The 15,873-nt window shown below is 70.5% G+C and carries 16 protein-coding genes; 3 read left to right on the forward strand and 13 right to left on the reverse strand.

Going from position 1 to position 15,873, the window contains the following annotated elements; translation table 11 throughout:
• Positions 1–3 precede the first annotated feature (3 nt).
• Complete coding sequence (locus BM424_RS10560; protein WP_281248739.1) at positions 4–900, reverse strand: Fic family protein; 897 nt, start codon at positions 898–900, stop codon at positions 4–6.
• Between the two features lie 145 nt (positions 901–1,045).
• Between BM424_RS10560 and ligD the strand changes: the two genes are divergently transcribed.
• Entirely contained in the window at positions 1,046–2,044 is a 999-nt protein-coding gene (gene ligD, locus BM424_RS10565) for a non-homologous end-joining DNA ligase (protein ID WP_093415832.1), read from the forward strand.
• Between the two features lie 30 nt (positions 2,045–2,074).
• Here ligD and BM424_RS10570 read toward each other — a convergent pair whose 3' ends face one another.
• Positions 2,075–2,287 carry an HC3 family zinc finger protein gene (locus tag BM424_RS10570; protein ID WP_245775760.1) on the reverse strand — a complete coding sequence of 71 codons (213 nt, stop codon included), beginning with the start codon at positions 2,285–2,287 and terminating at the stop codon, positions 2,075–2,077.
• A 272-nt stretch (positions 2,288–2,559) separates the two neighbouring features.
• Here BM424_RS10570 and BM424_RS10575 point away from each other — a divergent pair, with 272 nt between their 5' ends.
• Entirely contained in the window at positions 2,560–3,417 is an 858-nt protein-coding gene (locus tag BM424_RS10575; protein ID WP_093415834.1) for a helix-turn-helix domain-containing protein, read from the forward strand.
• A 2-nt stretch (positions 3,418–3,419) separates the two neighbouring features.
• Positions 3,420–3,614, forward strand: a complete 195-nt coding sequence (locus tag BM424_RS10580; protein ID WP_093416895.1) for a DUF397 domain-containing protein — start codon at positions 3,420–3,422, stop codon at positions 3,612–3,614.
• Between the two features lie 72 nt (positions 3,615–3,686).
• Here the strand turns inward: BM424_RS10580 and bla are convergent, their stop codons facing one another.
• The 11 genes from bla to BM424_RS10635 all read right to left on the reverse strand — a co-directional run bounded on the left by bla (position 3,687) and on the right by BM424_RS10635 (position 15,862).
• Positions 3,687–4,565 (reverse strand): class A beta-lactamase, encoded by an 879-nt coding sequence (bla, locus tag BM424_RS10585; RefSeq protein ID WP_245775761.1) that lies wholly within the window; start codon positions 4,563–4,565, stop codon positions 3,687–3,689.
• Between the two features lie 289 nt (positions 4,566–4,854).
• Entirely contained in the window at positions 4,855–5,745 is an 891-nt protein-coding gene (locus tag BM424_RS10590) for a serine hydrolase (protein WP_093415837.1), read from the reverse strand.
• Complete coding sequence (locus BM424_RS10595; RefSeq protein ID WP_093415838.1) at positions 5,742–6,608, reverse strand: LysR family transcriptional regulator; 867 nt, start codon at positions 6,606–6,608, stop codon at positions 5,742–5,744. Before BM424_RS10595 ends, BM424_RS10590 begins: the two co-directional genes overlap by 4 nt.
• Before the next feature lie 82 nt (positions 6,609–6,690).
• On the reverse strand, positions 6,691–7,752 hold the full coding sequence (locus BM424_RS10600; protein WP_245775762.1) for a L,D-transpeptidase: 1,062 nt from the start codon (positions 7,750–7,752) through the stop codon (positions 6,691–6,693).
• Between the two features lie 390 nt (positions 7,753–8,142).
• Positions 8,143–9,279 carry an MCE family protein gene (locus BM424_RS10605; protein WP_093415841.1) on the reverse strand — a complete coding sequence of 379 codons (1,137 nt, stop codon included), beginning with the start codon at positions 9,277–9,279 and terminating at the stop codon, positions 8,143–8,145.
• Positions 9,280–10,449, reverse strand: coding sequence for an MCE family protein (locus BM424_RS10610; RefSeq protein WP_093415843.1), 1,170 nt, complete (start codon positions 10,447–10,449; stop codon positions 9,280–9,282). It lies immediately after the preceding gene.
• Entirely contained in the window at positions 10,446–11,651 is a 1,206-nt protein-coding gene (locus BM424_RS10615) for an MCE family protein (protein WP_093415845.1), read from the reverse strand. The genes BM424_RS10610 and BM424_RS10615 overlap by 4 nt, the downstream gene beginning before the upstream one ends.
• Positions 11,648–12,661 (reverse strand): MCE family protein, encoded by a 1,014-nt coding sequence (locus BM424_RS10620; RefSeq protein ID WP_093415846.1) that lies wholly within the window; start codon positions 12,659–12,661, stop codon positions 11,648–11,650. Before BM424_RS10620 ends, BM424_RS10615 begins: the two co-directional genes overlap by 4 nt.
• Positions 12,658–13,689, reverse strand: coding sequence for an MCE family protein (locus BM424_RS10625; protein ID WP_093415848.1), 1,032 nt, complete (start codon positions 13,687–13,689; stop codon positions 12,658–12,660). Before BM424_RS10625 ends, BM424_RS10620 begins: the two co-directional genes overlap by 4 nt.
• Positions 13,686–15,035, reverse strand: coding sequence for an MCE family protein (locus tag BM424_RS10630; RefSeq protein WP_093415849.1), 1,350 nt, complete (start codon positions 15,033–15,035; stop codon positions 13,686–13,688). Before BM424_RS10630 ends, BM424_RS10625 begins: the two co-directional genes overlap by 4 nt.
• Positions 15,032–15,862, reverse strand: coding sequence for an MlaE family ABC transporter permease (locus BM424_RS10635; RefSeq protein WP_093416898.1), 831 nt, complete (start codon positions 15,860–15,862; stop codon positions 15,032–15,034). The genes BM424_RS10630 and BM424_RS10635 overlap by 4 nt, the downstream gene beginning before the upstream one ends.
• Positions 15,863–15,873 lie beyond the last annotated feature (11 nt).

Consider the following 15,873-nt stretch of genomic DNA (forward strand, 5'->3'; position numbering starts at 1 on the left):
CGATCAGGCCGGCCGCCCCCGGCGCCCCGCCTTCCCCGCGAACGAGTCCAACGCCAGCAGCACCTCATCGCTGCGCCAGCACCGGTTCCGCTTCATCCCGCTGAACTCGGTCACGATCCCCACCCCCTCCAACTCGGCGAACGCCCGCCGCGCCGCCGACGCGCTGATGTCCAACTCGCGCTGGGCGAAGGCGGCGTCCATGACCGGCTGCCTGGCGAGCACGTCGAGGATGCGGTGCCCCGCCGAGTCACGGCGGAGCCGCAGCTTCTCCTGCCACTCGGCGCGGATCGCGCGCAGCTCCTCGACCAGTTCGCGCCCGTTGGCGATCGCCCGGAACGACGACTCGGCGAACGAACGCGCGATGGGCTCGATGTCGCCGGCGCGGTAGGCGGTCAGCGCCTCGAAGTACCGGTCCGGGTGCGTCAGCAGCCCCGCCGAGACCGGAACGGTGATGTTCTTGGTCAGCCCTTTCCCCCGCAGCATCGCGTGGACCAGCGCCCGGCCCGTGCGCCCGTTGCCGTCGCCGAACGGGTGGATGGTCTCGAACTGCGCGTGCGCGACGGCCGCGTGGCACAGCACCGGAACGTCGTCGCGGTCCATGAACCTGACCAGGTCTTCGATCGCAGCGTTCATGGCCCGGGCGTTCCCGGTGGGGTTCCGCTTACCGCCGTCGTTGACCTCGGCCGGCGCCGCGCTCTTCGCCACTGCGCTGAGCTCTTCGAGCTTCACCGAGGCCGCAGCTTCGATGCGTGGCAGCACGGCCTCGAACGGGACGATCCCCAGGCCCGCCTCCCCGTCGAATCGGGCAATCTCGGAGGCTGCCTCGATGACTAGCGCGACGATCGACGTCGGCAGCAGGAGATCGAGGTCTGCGATCTCGCGAACGGCGTCGGTCTCCACAAATCCCCTTGCGATTTGGGGCGTGCGTCCGGAGATTACTTCCACTTCTGCGGTAAGTGGGTGTAGGAGGCGTGTGGTGGCGTGGCTGCGGGGGTCGGGGGGCGGGCCTAGTCTGGCCTTCGGAGGGCGAGCACCGGAGGTCGTCGTGGGCGAGGCCGTGACGTTGGACGTCGGGGGCACCGCGGTGCCGGTGTCGCACCCGGACAAGGTGTTCTTCCCGGCGCGCGGCGAGACCAAGCTGGATCTCGTGCGCTACTACCAGGCGGTGGCCGAGCCGCTGCTGCGCACGCTCGGCGGCCGTCCGCTGCTGATGGAGCGCCACCCCGACGGGGCGAGCGGCAAGTCCTTCTTCCAGAAGCGGGTGCCCGCCTCGGCGCCGGAGTGGCTGCGCACGACCGTGGTCGAGACGCCCAACGGGACCACGAGCCACGCCCTGGTCGCCGCCGATCTCGCGCACGTCGTGTGGGCGGTGAACATGGGCTGCCTGGGCTTCCACGTGTGGCCCTACCAGGCCGGGCACCCCGAGATCATCGACGAGCTGCGCATCGACCTCGACCCCTCACCGGGCGTCGGGTACGCCGAGGTCCGCGAGGCCGCCGCGCGGACCCGCGAGTTCCTGGCCGAGGACGGCATCGACGTGCGGGTCAAGACCTCCGGTTCGCGCGGCCTGCACCTCTACGTCGCGCTGGCCCCGGAGTGGGACAGCTACCGGGTGCGGGCCGCGGCCGTGGCGCTGGCGCGCGAGCTCGAACGCCGCCACCCCGATCTCATCACCGCGCAGTGGTGGAAGGAGCAGCGCGGCAGGCGGGTGTTCGTCGACTTCAACCAGAACGCCCCGCACAAGACGGTTTTCGGCGCCTGGTGCGCGCGGCCGAAGGTGGGCGGGCAGGTTTCGACGCCGATCGGCTGGGACGAGCTGGACGACGTCGCCCCCGATCAGCTCACCATCGCCACCGTGCCCGGCAGGCTCGCCGAGCGCGGCGACCCGTGGGCCGATGCCCGGCCGCAGACGATCGTGCCGCTGCTGGAACGCTACGACCGGGACATCGAGGGCGGGATGCAGGACGCGCCGTGGCCGCCGGTGTACCCGAAGCAGCCCAACGAGCCGCCCCGGGTGGCACCCAGCAGAGCGAAGCGCGACTGACCGAGAACCCCTGCCTTGCACCTGATTTCGCTAGACCGACATGCGCGGCACCTTGAGCACCGCTTCGGCGACCCTGCGGGCCTCGGAGTGGCAGTCGTCGCACGTCCGCCACAGCCAGGCCTCCTGGGTCGCGTCGGCGACGACCTCCTGGCTGCACAGGGTGCTGACGAGCATGCCGCTCGGGTAGGCGTTGCCCCACGGGCGCTTGTCGAGACTCGCGTGCCGCCGTCCATCCGCCGGCACCCAGTGAAACGGATACATCGCGATCCACAGCCCCCTCTTGTCGTGCCCGGGGCGCGCGGTCGCACCCCGGACCGAGGACCGCGGCCGGATCCCTCCCGAACCGGTCGCGGTCTCGATCAAACCGGGACCAATGGTCATGGTCTCGGGACCACTGCGGCAATTCCCCGAACGGATGACGCCATTCGGCGGGCACATCTGTGCGTGATCGCCCGCTTTCCCACTTCTTGACCCACTGTTCTGGTCCACTGCGCACCTGAAATAAGCTGTGGTGCATGAGCGAGACCACTCCGGCGCCGCGGGCATACGTTCTCGGTGCGGAAATCCGGGATGCGCGATCGCGCACCGGTCTCGGGCTGCGCCAATTGGCAGGACGTCTCGACGTGTCGCACTCCGTCGTGGTCCGCTGGGAACGCGGCGAACGGGTGCCCTCCACCGAGTCCGTGTCCGCCGTGTGCGCCGTGCTGGGCTTATCCAGCCCGGCTCGCGACCGGCTGCTGCGACTCACCCGCGAGGCGCAGGCCGAGCCTCCCAACTCGGTGTCGGTGGGATCGGTCGGCGAAGCCGATCAGCTCACCGCGCTGCTGGAGTTCGAGCGGATCGCCACGGCGATCACCGACGTCTCCCCCATCCTCATCCCCGGCTTGTTGCAGACCACCGACTACGCGCGCGCGATCATGGGCACCGGAATCCCGGAGCACGAGGTCGCCACGCGGGTGGCGGTCCGGCTCGGCCGGCGTGAGGTGATCACGCGCAGCCAGGAACCCGTGCGCTACACGGCTTTCCTGCTCGAATCCGTGTTGCACCAGCCCATCGGCGGGCGCGCCGTGCTGCTCGACCAGCTGCGCCACGTCCGCGAGATGAGCAACCGGGACAACATCGACATCCGCATCATCCCGCTGTCGGCGGGGTGGACGCCCGCGCACGCCGGGCCCTTCGTGCTCCTGGAGTTCGCCAAGGCCTCGCCCGTCGTGCACCTCGAACACCACCGGTCCAGCGCATTCCTGCGGGATCCCGGCGACGTGACGGCATTCGTCAAGGCCGGGAAGGACCTGGGGCAATTCGCGATGAGCAGCGACGACTCGGTTCGCCTCGTCGACGAGATCATCCACCGAGAGGAGACAACACCGTGACGTTGCTGCAGTCGCCGGTCGGTTGGCGCAAGTCCAGCCGGAGCAGCCAGGAGACCAACTGCGTCGAGGTCGGCCGCGTCATCGGAGGTGCCGCCGTGCGCGACACCAAGGACCGCGCCGGGGGCCACTTAACGGCCAACTCGGCGCAGTGGCACTACTTCGTCAGAGCGATCAAGACGGGTCGCTTCGACCGATAGCGCCGGCCTCACCGGCCACGAACCGGGAGCGTTCCGCCCAGCGCGGAGCGCTCCCGGTTCGTGCTGGGCGAATCAGGCCACCCGCTCGACCACGAGGCGGGTGGCCTCGGCCAGCAGCGCGTTGTTCGCCGCGTCCTCCGCCCGGGGACGGCCGGTCAGCAGCGAGATGACGATCGGCGTTCCGGTGCCGGTCCAGGTCACGGCGAAGTCGTTGGCGACGCCGTAGGCGCTGCCGCCGCCGGTCTTGTCGGCCGTGCGCCAGTCGCCGGGCACCCCGGCGCGGATCCGGGCGTCGCCGGTGGTGTTGCCGAGCATCCAGCGGGTCAGCAGGTCCCGCTCCGGGGCGCCGAGCACGTCGCCGAGCAGGAGCGCCTGCAGCCCGTCGGCCAGCGCCTTCGGGCTGGAGGTGTCGCGCTCGTCGCCGGGGACGGCGGTGTTGAGCTCGGTCTCCCAGCGGTCCAGCCGGGTCACCGGGTCGCCGATGGAGCGGGCGAAGTCGGTGATGGCCCGCGGACCGCCGAGCTCGCGCAGCAGCAGGTTGCCGGCGGTGTTGTCGGAGTGCTGCAGCGCCGCCGCGCACAGCTCGCCGACGGTCATGCCGGTGCCCACGCGCGTCTCGGTGATCGGGGAGTACTCGACGAGCTGCCCGGCGTCGTAGCGGATGACGCGATCGAAGTAGCCGCCGGCCAGGCCGTGGGCTCGCAGCAGCGCGGCCGAGGCGTAGACCTTGAACGTCGAGCACAGCGCGGCCCGCTCGTCGGCCCGGTGGGCGAGGGTGCGCCCGGTGGCGGCGTTGCGCGCGAACAACCCGAGGCGCGCGTCGTAGCGCCGCTCCAGCTCCACCAGCGCCGGGTCCGGCCCCTGGGCGGGCGCGGGAGCCGCGGGTGTCCGCGGCGCGCACGCGGCGATCGGCGCGGCCAGCAGCGCCCCCAGAACCGCACGACGCGCCAAGCGAAATTCAGTGTGCTGCAACTGCTTTCCCTCCAGTAGTGCCAACGCCCCCAACCAACCACCCCCGCTCCGATAGCACCAATAAGAACGCACCCCACTCCTGATATCCGTTCCCTATCACCCCAGCTCCGCACCGCGCCCCAGCCCGACTCCCCTCACGAAAAAACTCCTCCGGAGGCTCCGTTCCGGGACGTCGGGTTCCGGGAGGGGGACAGTTTTAGTCCAAATTGTCCCGACATTTCAGGCATTGATCATGGGTGATTCGAGGAAAAACTGTCCCCTGGTGAGGTCACAGCCGCCCGGAACGCAGATCCGTGACCGCGAGGCGGGCGCACTCGGCGATGGCCTCGTCCACGCGGGGCAGGGCCGGGTCCGCCCGGGCGGCGAGGGTGAACACCGCCACCGCCACCGGGGCCTCGCCGTCGAACTCCACCACCGAGACCTCGTTGCGGACCGCGCCGATCGTCCCGGTCTTGCCCGAGACCTGCACCCCGCGGAACGGGAACCCCGCGCGCACCCGGTGCATCCACGCCTGCTGCCCGAGCAACCGGCGGACGAACGCGCACTGCTGCGGTGAGGCCACCGCGTCGGCCCAGATCAGCTCCATCAACCGGGTCATCTCGCGGGGCGTGGTGGCGCTGGCGTAGGACGGGTCGTAGGCGCGGACGGTGCGGGCCGCGTCGTTGTCGGCGAGCAGCGCGAACGCCTCGGCCGCGCTGCTCGCACCCATCTCGCGGACCAGCGCGGCGTTCGCGTCGGCGGTGCCCCCGACCACCCGAGTCCGCTCCAGCCCCAGGTCGGCCAGCGTCTCAGTGACCGCGTCCAGGCCGATCGCGCCCAGGATGACGTCGGCGGCGGCGTTGTCGGACACCGACACCATCGACGCCGCCAGGTCGCGCCAGGACAACCGGACCGGGTCCTGGAAGATCGCCACCCCCGTCGGTCCGGGTGTGCACGCGGTGGGGTCCAGCCGGATCGTCTCGCGCGGGTCGAGGGTTCCGGCGTCGAAGGCGCGGGCGAGCGCGACCAGCAGCGGCAGCTTGTAGACCGAGGCGGTGACCACCAGGTCGTCCGCCCCGGAACCGAGCTCGTGCCCACCACCGCCGAGCCGCACCGCGTGCACCCAGCCCTGTGCACCGGCATCGGCGAGCACCTCCCGGATGCGCTGCTCGGTGCTCACGACAGCTCCCGCAGCGCCGTTTCGAGCGCCTCGCACACCGCGGACTGCGGCGACGGGTCCGGCCACACCACCCTCACCCGCAGCGCGAACTCGTCCCCGGCGGGCACGGCGACCACGCCCGGTGCGCGCAGGTCGGGGTCGGTGCTGAGCGCGAAGGCGCGTCCGGCCGCGACGGCGCCGAGCGCGTCGCGGTCGCCCGGCGCGGGCAGGAACTCGGGATCGAGCCCGCGCTCCCGGAGCGTGTCCACCAGCAGGTCGAAGGCGGCGGTGCCGTGGGCGCGCGGGGCGGTGGCGCAGGCCAGGCCGCGCAGCGCCCGGATGCCGTGCTTGGTCGCCGCGGGGTGATCGGCGGGTACCAGCAACCGGCGCGGGATCTTGATCACCGGGGAGGCCTCGAGCTCGCCCAGCAGCGCCGGGTGGTGCACGACGGCGCAGTCGAGCCGTCCGCCGGCCACGGCGTCGACGAGGTCGACGGTGGCGGTGGTGCTGACGATGACGGTGCGAGCCTGGGGATCGGGTGCGCGCAGCGCCGCGACCAGGCCGGCGACCTGGCGGTCCCCGAGGGCGGCGATGACGCCGATGCGCACCGCTCCCCTGTTCTCCCGCTGCCGCGCCGCGGCCTCGGTGAACTCCTCGGCCTGGTCCAGCAGCGCCCGCGCTCGCGGCAGCAGGTCGGCTCCGGCGGTGGTGAGCCGCACGCCGCGCGAACCTCGGGTGAGCAGGGTGACGCCGAGCCGGTTCTCGAGCCGCTGGACACCTTGGGACAGCGGCGGCTGGGTCATGCCGAGCCGGTCGGCGGCGTGCCCGAAGTGACCTTCCTCGGCGACCGCGACGAAGAACCGGAGATGGCGCAGCAGGTCCACACCGCCGATCCAAGCACAGGGTCCGAACGCGCGAGGGCCCGGAACGCCGCGCGCGTTCCGGGCCCTCGCGGACTTCCGCGTGTCAGGGAGCGTGGTACAGGGCGCTGCCCTTGACGTACTCCTCCCACGGCACGGTCCAGTCCCAGATGTCTCCGTCGGCCTTGGTCAGCGGCTTCTCGGTGCCGATGATCTCCACCGGGTCTCCGATCTGGGTGAACTCCAGGAACCACCTGCCGTCGGTGCTGGAGAGGTTGACGCAGCCGTGGGTGACGTTGCTGTTGCCCTGCGCGCCGGTGCTCGCGGTGTTGGTGTGCACGTACTCGCCGTTGTTGGAGATGCGCACGGCGTTGGGCAGCACCTCGTCGTAGGAGCCGGGCGCGCCGCGGGCCGGGCCGCCCCAGCTCCAGGAGTTCATCCGCACCGAGTCGTGCCGCTCGGTGGCGACGTGGATGCCGTACTGCGTCGGGTAGGCGGACTGCCCGTAGGAGGCGTCCATCTTCCGGATCTCCTGGCCGTCCTGGTAGACGGTGAAGGTGTGGTTGTCGATGTCGCCGACGGAGCGCTGATCGCGTCCGATGGTGAAGTTCGACTCGAAGTTCTTGTCGCCCATGACGCCGCCGCCGGTGTCGATGCCGTAGAGGTTGGCCTTGACCTTCACCTGGGTGCCGGCCTTCCAGTACTCCTTGGGCCGCCAGTTGACCTGGTCGTCGGAGTACCAGTTGAACGAGCCCTCGGTGGGCACGGAGGTCTCGATCTGCAGGCGGCGCTCGACGGCGGCCTTGTCCTGGACGGGCTTGTCGAAGTAGATGGAGACGGGCATCGCGATGCCGACGGTGTCTCCGTCGCTGGGGCGGGTCCGGTCGACGTTGACGATGTCGGTCGGGGTGGCGGTGGTGAACGTCGAGTTCAGCGGGATCGACGGGCGGCCCTCCTGATCGTGGGCGACGGCCTGCACGTGGTAGGTCGTGCCGAAGGCCAGCGGCTCGTTGATCTGCCACTTGTGCCCGCTGCGGTCGATCTCGCCGGGCACCGGGGCGCCGTTGGCGGTCACGTTGACCGAGGTCAGAACTCCGCGGTGCGCGGTGAGCACCAGCGGGTCACTGGGCGCCAGCTGCGCCGTCTTGTCCGGGATCGAGGTCGTCACCGACGCCTCGGATGGATCCGGTCCGCCGCACGCCGTCACCGCGCACGCGACCAGACTCGCGATGGCTAGTTGGCACGCAACAACCCCCCGCATACCGGCCTCCCCACAAACCCTGCACCGTCTCGTTGGTAGTCAGTAACTCTCCGGGCGCCGAGCGGGGTTCTCAACACGATCAAGCGCGACGACGTGGGGATTTCCCGGAGCGCCGTTGACCAGCGCGGGGCCGCGGAACCGCGAGGAACGCTCCATCGTGTGGATTGAAGCCGGGCGAACTCATTTAGCAACTACCCGCAGTCGACTGCAAGCACGACACACCTTGATCGGGTCATACGATCGGTGGACATCAAGTTTCCTCGCCGGACCCGGCGGCTCGCAAAACGCGAACATCCATCACGGTGCGGGTGGGGCGACTGGGGCGGGAACCGGGTAGCGGATCGCGTTCTGCGAGCCGCGGACGCCCGTCGGACTGCCCGCGGGCTCGTCGCAGCGGAGATCGCTGTTGGTCGGGCCCTCGGAGGTGTCCGAGCCGTACTTGCGCGGCGTGCCCTCGTAGCCCTTCGTGCAGGAGGGCGGGTTGAACACGTTGAGCACCAGCCCGAGCCGTCCCGTGCCGTCCGGCGACAGGGTGTGGGTGAACGCCGAGATCATCGGCAGCGCCACCAGCGTCTGCTCCAGCGCGGGTTGACGGACGCTGGTCAGCTGCATCGTGGTGAGCAGGTTGGCGGCCACGATCCCGAAGTCGGTGCCCATCGACTTCGTCAGCTCCTGCGCCTCGGTGGCCGCGCCCGGCGCCTCCTGGATGGCCTTGCGCAGGTCGGGGTCGGACTGCTTGAGCTGCTCGGAGATCTGGCGCAGCCCGGTGCTGAACTCGGTGAGGTTCTGCGCCTGCTCCTGCTGGGTGCGCAGCACGACGTCGCTGTGGTCGAGCAGCCCGGTGGTCTGCGGGAGGTTCTGCTGCGCGGCGGCGGTGAACGAGCTGGTGGTGTCGAGCAGCTTCTGCAGGTGCGGACCGGTGCCGTCGAAGGCGGTGCCGACCTCGGTGACGACGGTGCGCAGCTGGTCGGTGGGCACCCCTGCGACCAGCCGGTCGACGTTGACCAGCAGCGATTCGGGCGCCGGCGGGATCGCGGTGCGCTCGACCGGGATGACCGAACCGGCGCGCAGGTAGGGCTCGCCGCGGCGCTGCGGCTGCAGGTCGACGTACTGCTCGCCGACCGCGGAGCGGTTGGCGACCACGGCGCGCGCGTCGGCGGGGATCTCCGGCGCGTCGTCGTTGATGTGCAGCTCGGCGTTGATGCCGTCGTGGGTCAGCCGCAGCGCGGTGACCCGGCCGATTGCCACGCCGCGGTAGCTGACCTCGGAGTTGGTGAACAACCCGCCGGACTCCGCCAGCTGCACGGTCACCGGGTAGCCGTTGGAGCCGAAGAACCGGTCCAGCCCGGCGTAGCGGCCGCCGACGAAGCCGACCCCGACCACGGCGATGACCAGGAACAGCGCCAGTTGCACCTTCACCTTGCGGGCGACCATCTACGAGCCTCCTCCGGACAGTCCCGGCAGCAGCCCGCCGTCCGGCTGCGTCCCGGGGATCGGCAGCGGCGGCAGCGGTGGTGTGCCGGGCGGCTGCGGGATGTTGGCGCCCGACTGGCCCGTGTCCGACAGCCCCGGGATCGGGATCGGCGGGCCCGAGGAGCGCGCGAAGTTCTCGTAGAGCCCGGACAGGTCCAGGTCGATCATCACGTTGGTGTTCACGAAGTCGCCCTTGAGCGGGACCATCGCGTACTCCGGGAACGGGTAGGTCGACAGGAACGCCATCGCCTTGGGCAGATCGGTGCCGGTCTTGGCCAGCTGCTGCAGCGTCGGCGCCAGCGCCTCCAGGTCGGCGACCAGGTCTTCGCGGCTGGCCTGGACGGTGTGGGTGGCGGTGCCGGAGAGCTTGTCCAGCGCCTGCAGCATGCCGACGAGCTGCCCGCGCTGGGCCTCGATCTCGCGCAGCCCGGGCGAGAGCCCGTCGAGCGCGGTGTTGATGTTGCCGGTCTGCTCGCGCAGGTTCGCCGACAGCCGGTTGAGCCCGTCGAGGGCCTTGGTGATCTCGCCGCGCTGCCGGTCCAGCCGGGTGACGACGTCGTTGACGTTGCCCAGCAGCGAGCGGATCTCCTCCTCGTTGCCGGTGAAGGCCTTGTTGAGCTCCTGCACGATGGTCTGCAGCTGCTCGATGCCACCGCCGTTGAGCAGCAGCGACACCGCGCCGAGGACCTCCTCGATCTGCGGGTTGCGGTTGGTGCGCTCGATGGGGATCACCGCCCCGTCGGCCAGCCGCCCGGTGGCGTTCTCCGGCGGCGGGGTGAGCTCGACGAACTTCTCCCCCAGCAGGCTGGACTGGCGCAGTCGCGCGTAGGCGTTGGCGGGCAGCCGCACGTCGCCGTTGACCCGCAGCACCACCAGCGCGGTGCTGTTGTCGGGGCTGAGCTCGATGCGGTCGATGCGCCCGACGGCGACGTCGTTGACCTTGACGCTGGCCTGCGGGACCAGGTCGAGCACGTCGCGGAAGTGCACGGTCACCGAGTACGGGTGCTCGCCGAGCTCGGCACCGCCGGGCAGCGGCGTGTTGTAGAGGCCGGTGAAACCCGCTGTGCCGCAACCGGACACCAGCAGCACCGACAGCGATCCGGCCAGCAGCGCGCAGCGCTTGGCGGTCATGGCGTCCCCGCCCCTCGTCTCATCGCGTCCACCAGCGGCAGCGGAACCGGGTTGGGGCCCTTCCCGATCTGGTCGGTGACGTCGCCCGCCCCGGTCTGGATCTTGCCGAGCAGGTCGCCGACCGACGGCAGCGGCGCGACGCCCTGGACCACCGGGTTGAGCTTCTCGCAGGTGTCGCGCAGCGATTGCGGGATGGGTTCGGGCAGCGGCGAGACGTTGGCGATCAGCCTGCACACCATCAGGATCGGCGGCTGCGCGAGCTCCTGCGGGTTCCACCGCGAGGCCACGGTGCCCGACGCCGAGTCGTAGGCGTTGATGAAGTTCGTGGACGCCAGCGGCATCAGGTCCAGCACCTCGGCCAGCGCCTGCCGCTGGTCGACCAGCGCCTGGGTGACGCCGGTGAGGTTGCGGATGTTGGAGGACATGTGGTCGCGGTTGTCGTGGACGAACCGCTGCACGTCGTCGAGCGCGAGGGCCAGCGAGTGCAGCGAGGTGCCCAGCTGCTCGCGCTCGGAGGCCAGGTAGCCGGTGGTGTCGGCCATCCGGCCGTAGAGCTCGCGGATCTGCTGGTCGCTCTGGGCGAGCGTGGCGGTGAACCGGTTGAGGTTGTCCACGGTGGCGAACAGGTCGTCCTGGTTCTCCGAGAGGGTCGCCGACAGCTCGCCGAGGCGCTTGATCGTGGTGTTGAGGTCCTGGCCGTTGCCGTCGAGGGTGGCCGCGGTGGTGTTGAGGACGTCGTTGAGCGCCCCGTCGCGGTTGGCCCCGTCGGGCCCGAGCGCGGTCGACAGGGCGTTGACGCTCTTGTAGAGCTCGTCGAGCTCGGCCGGGGTGGCGGTGCGCTCGCGGTCCAGCACGGCACCGGAGGCCATCACCTCGCCGCGCGTGTAGGCGGGGGTGAGCTGCACGTACCGGTCGCTGACCAGGCTGGGCGCGACGACCACGGCGTTGGCGTCGGCGGGGATGCGCACCCCGCCGTCGACGTGCATGTCCACCCGCACCACGGGTCCTTCGGGCGTGACGGTGTCGATCTGGCCGACCTTCACGCCCAGCACCCGCACGCTGGATCCGGCGTAGAGCCCGACGGCCTTGTCGAAGTAGGCGGTGATGGTGGTGCCGCTGGAGGACAGCGTCCACCACAGCGCTCCGGCGGTGACCAGCGCCAGCGCGCACAGCACGGCGATCATCCGGGCGATCCTGCTCATCGGCCACCTCCTTCGGGAACCGGGATGTCGCACTCGGGGGTGTTGGTCTGGATCGGCCCGGCGTGGATCGGCGGGGGCAGCAGGCCGCAGAAGTAGCCCTCGAACCAGCGGCCGTTGCCGATGGTGTTGTTGAACCCGCGCACGTAGGGCGCCAGCGCGCCGAGGGCGTGGTCGAGGTTGTCCTGGTTGCGCTTGAGCATCGCGGTGAGCTGGTCGAGCTGGTCGAGGGCCGGCTTCATCTGCTGCTGGTTGTCGGCGACCAGGCCGCGCAGCTGGTTCGACAGGTTCTCGGTTCCCACCAGCAGCCCGCTGATGGCCTGCTTGCGCGCCTGGACCTCGGACAGCAGCCGGTTGCCGTCGCCGACGAGCTTGCTGACCTGCTGGTCGCGATCGGCGACGATGCCGGAGACGTTGCTGGCGTTGTGCAGCAGGTCCGCGAGCTGCTGGTCGCGGGAGGCGATGGTCTGCGACAGCTGCGAGAGACCGTTGACCGCCTGGTCCATGTGCTGCGGGGCGCCGCGCATGGTGTCGGACATGACCCGGAAGCTCTCGGCGAGCTTGGCGCTGTCGAGCTGCCCGGTGGTGCGGGTCAGCTGGTCGATGGCGTCGGGGATGTCGAACGGAGAAGTCGTGCTGCGCACCGGGATCGGTTCGGACAGCTCCTCGTTCCCGGCCGGTTGCAGGCCGAGGAACTTCTCGCCGAGCAGCGTCTTGATCTGGATGTCGGCGCGGGTGCGGTCCCCGATCTCGCGTCCGTCCACTGTGAACTTCACCAGCACGCGGTTGCCGTCGAGGGCGACGTCGTCGACCTCGCCGACCTTGACCCCGGCGATCTGCACCTCGTTCCCCGGTTCCAGCCCGGCGGATTCGGCGAAGTAGGCCGAGTAGGTGTTGCCGGAGCCGATCAGCGGCAGGTCCTTGGCCGAGAACGCCGTGAGCGTTCCCAGCACCAGCAGCGCGATCGTGACCAGGCCGACCACGACCTGGTTTCGCGCCCGCAGCGGTTTCATCGGCACCTCTCCGGCAACTGGGTCGTCGGGACGGGCAGGATCGGGACGTTGATCTTGAGCTGGTCGATGCGGATGTTGCCGGTGACCTGGCACGAGTAGTAGTTGAACCAGCCGCCGTAGCTGACGGTGCGGGTGAGCCGCTCCAGCCGGTGCGGCATCGTCTGCAGGGTGTGGTCCAGCAGCGGAAGGTCGTTGTTGAGCAGCCCGGTCACGTCCCGCAGCGCCGAGATGTCCTGCTGCAGCGGCGGTCTGGCCTGCTCGACGAGCCCGGCGGTGGTGTTGGTGAGCTCGTCGAGCGCGCCGATCGCCTCGCCGACGGGTTTGCGCTGCTCGGCGAGCCCGCTGCTGAGCCGCTGCAGCGCGTCGATGAGCTCGGCCAGCTGCGGCCCGCGCTGGTTGACGTTGCCCAGCACCGCGTTGAGGTTGTCGATGACCTGACCGATGACCTCGTCCTTCTGCGCGAGCGTGCCGGTGAGCGAGGCGGTGTGGGCCAGCAGGCTGTCGACGGTGCCGCCTTCGCCCTGCAGCACCTGTACGAGTTCCCCGGACAGCTGGTTGACGTCCTCGGGGTTGAGCGCCTGGAACAGCGGCTGGAAGCCGTTGAACAGCGCGGTGAGGTTCAGCGCCGGGTGGGTGCGCTCCAGCGGGATCTCACCACCGGGCGGCAGCACGTCCTTCGGATCGCGCAGCGCCGCGTCCAGCGAGAGGTAGCGCTGGCCGGCGATGTTGCGGAACTTCACGGTGGCCTGCGCGTCGCGCGGCAGCGAGCGGGCGGACTCGACGTCGAAGTGCACCAGCGCGTGCTGGTCGTCGTCGACCTCCAGCTCGGTGACCCGGCCGACCTTGACCCCGGCGATGCGCACGTCGTCGCCCTCGCCGAGCCCGGAGGCGTCGGCGAAGCGCGCGGTGTACTCCCGGGCGTCGCCGGAGGAGTTCGCGGCGATTGTGGACACCAGGATGCCGGTCAGGGTCAGCGTGACCGCCACGAAGGCGATCAGCTTGATCAGCGGTGCGGTGATGGACCTCATCGCACGGTCACCTCCGCGTTCCGGAACAGCGGTCCGACCAGCACGCTCGTCCAGTCGGGCACGGACCGGGGCTGGACCTGCAACTTCGGCGCCAGCAGCGCGGCCAGCAGGTCGCGCTCGGGCCGGGAGTTGGCGACCGAGGAGCTCGCCGACTGCGGCGAGGTGCTCGCCGGGGCGCTGCCGGTGGACTTCTTCCAGGGGAACAGCGCGTCGCGGTCCAGCGGCGGTTCGGGCTTGGTGGAGCCGTCGTCGAGCGGACCGCCCGGCGGGTACTGCGGGAAGGTGTCGGGCGCCTCGACGAACGGGTAGCAGCGAGGACCGCGCTGCTCCAGGTTCTTCGGGGTGTCCACGCCCGGCAGGTACTTGCCGCGGCTGGCGGTGATCTCCAGCGTCATCCGCGCCATGTTCGGGGTGTCGGTGCCCTTGCCGAAGGTGAGATCGGCGTTCTTGGTGCCTGCCTGGAACTGCTGCAGCATGCAGGGGTATTCGGGCGAGTACTGCGCCAGCAGCTCCAGCGTGGACCGCGAGGTGCCCGCGAGCCGGATGAAGTTGGAGCTGTTGGCCGACAGGAACCGGTCCATCTCACCGCTGGCGCTGGTCACCGTGCTGGTCATCTGCTGCAGCTGGGTGCGCTGCTCGACGATGGTGCGGCTGGTGGTCGTCAGGTCGTTGACCGCCTGCATCAGGTCGGGCGCGGCGTCGGCGTAGTTGTGGGCGACGTCGTCGACGCGGCTGATCACCGACTCCATCTTCGGCAGCGACGGGTCGAAGTCCTCCAGGTAGCGGTCCAGCTGCACCAGCGTCTGGCCGAGCTGGTCGCCGCGGCCCTGCAGGGCCTGGGAGACGGCGTTGAGGGTGGTGGCGACCTGCTGCGGCTGCACCGCCTGCAGCACCGGCATCAGGTCGGACAGGACCTTCTCGACCTCCAGCGCCGAGGCGCTGCGGTCCTGCGGGATGACGTCGCCGGAGCGCAACGTGTCCGATGTGGACTTCTTCGGGATGTCCAGCGCGACGTAGCGCTCGCCGAAGAGGGTCTTGGGCAGCAGCCGGGCCGAGGCGTCGGCCGGGATCATCCCGGCCTTGTCGGGCTGCAGCGCCAGTCTCAGGTCGGCGTGCCCGTTGCCCGCGTCGATCGAGCGGACCTCGCCGACGACCACGCCGCGCACCTTGACGTCGGCGCCCGGCATCATCTGGTTGCCCGCCGTGTCGGCGCGCACGGTCACCGGCACGAAGCGGGTGAAGACCTTGTTGTACATCCCGATCGTGCCCGCCAGGAACAGCCCGGCGACGACCAGGAACGCGATGCCCATCGCTTGGTAGCGGCGTCTGCTGCGCGATTCGATCATCCTGCGATCCGCACGGTCGTGGTCGATCCCCAGATCGCCAGGCTGCAGAAGAAGTCGAGGACGGTGACCAGCACGATCGAGGTGCGCACCGCGCGCCCGACGGCCACGCCCACCCCGGCCGGGCCGCCGCTGGCGGTGTAGCCGTAGTAGCAGTGGGTGAGGATCACCGCGATGCTGAACACCATCACCTTCCCGAAGGACCACAGCACGTCCTCGGGCGGCAGGAACAGGTGGAAGTAGTGGTCGTAGGTGCCGGCCGACTGGCCGTAGACCCACACCGTGATCTGCCGCGAGGCCAGGTAGGACCCGAGCAGCCCGACGACGTAGAGCGGGATGACGGCCGCGACCCCGGCCAGCACCCGGCTGGTCACCAGGTACGGCACGCTGCGCACCCCCATCACCTCCAGCGCGTCGATCTCGTCGGAGATGCGCATGGCGCCCAGCTGCGCGGTGAACCCGCAGCCGACGGTGGCCGACAGCGCCAGGCCCGCCGACAGCGGCGCGACCTCGCGGGTGTCGAAGTAGGCGGCGATGAAGCCGGTCAGCGCGGCGGTGCCGAGCTGGTTCAGCGAGGAGTAGCCCTGCAGGCCGACGACCGCGCCGGTGGCCATGGTCATGCCGACCATCACGCCGAGGGTGCCGCCGATGATGGCCAGCGCGCCGCTGCCGAAGACGACTTCGGTGAGCAGCCGCAGGGTTTCCTTGCGGTACTTGGTGAGCGTGACCGGCACCAGGGCCAGCGCGCGCACGTAGAACGACAGCTGCCAGCCGAGGTTGGCCAGCACGTCGCCGGGCCGGGACGCGGCCTTGGCGATGCGTCGCTGCATCGGGGTGGGCG

It is taken from the genome of Saccharopolyspora flava (assembly GCF_900116135.1).
GTDB classification, from domain to species: Bacteria; Actinomycetota; Actinomycetes; order Mycobacteriales; family Pseudonocardiaceae; genus Saccharopolyspora; species Saccharopolyspora flava.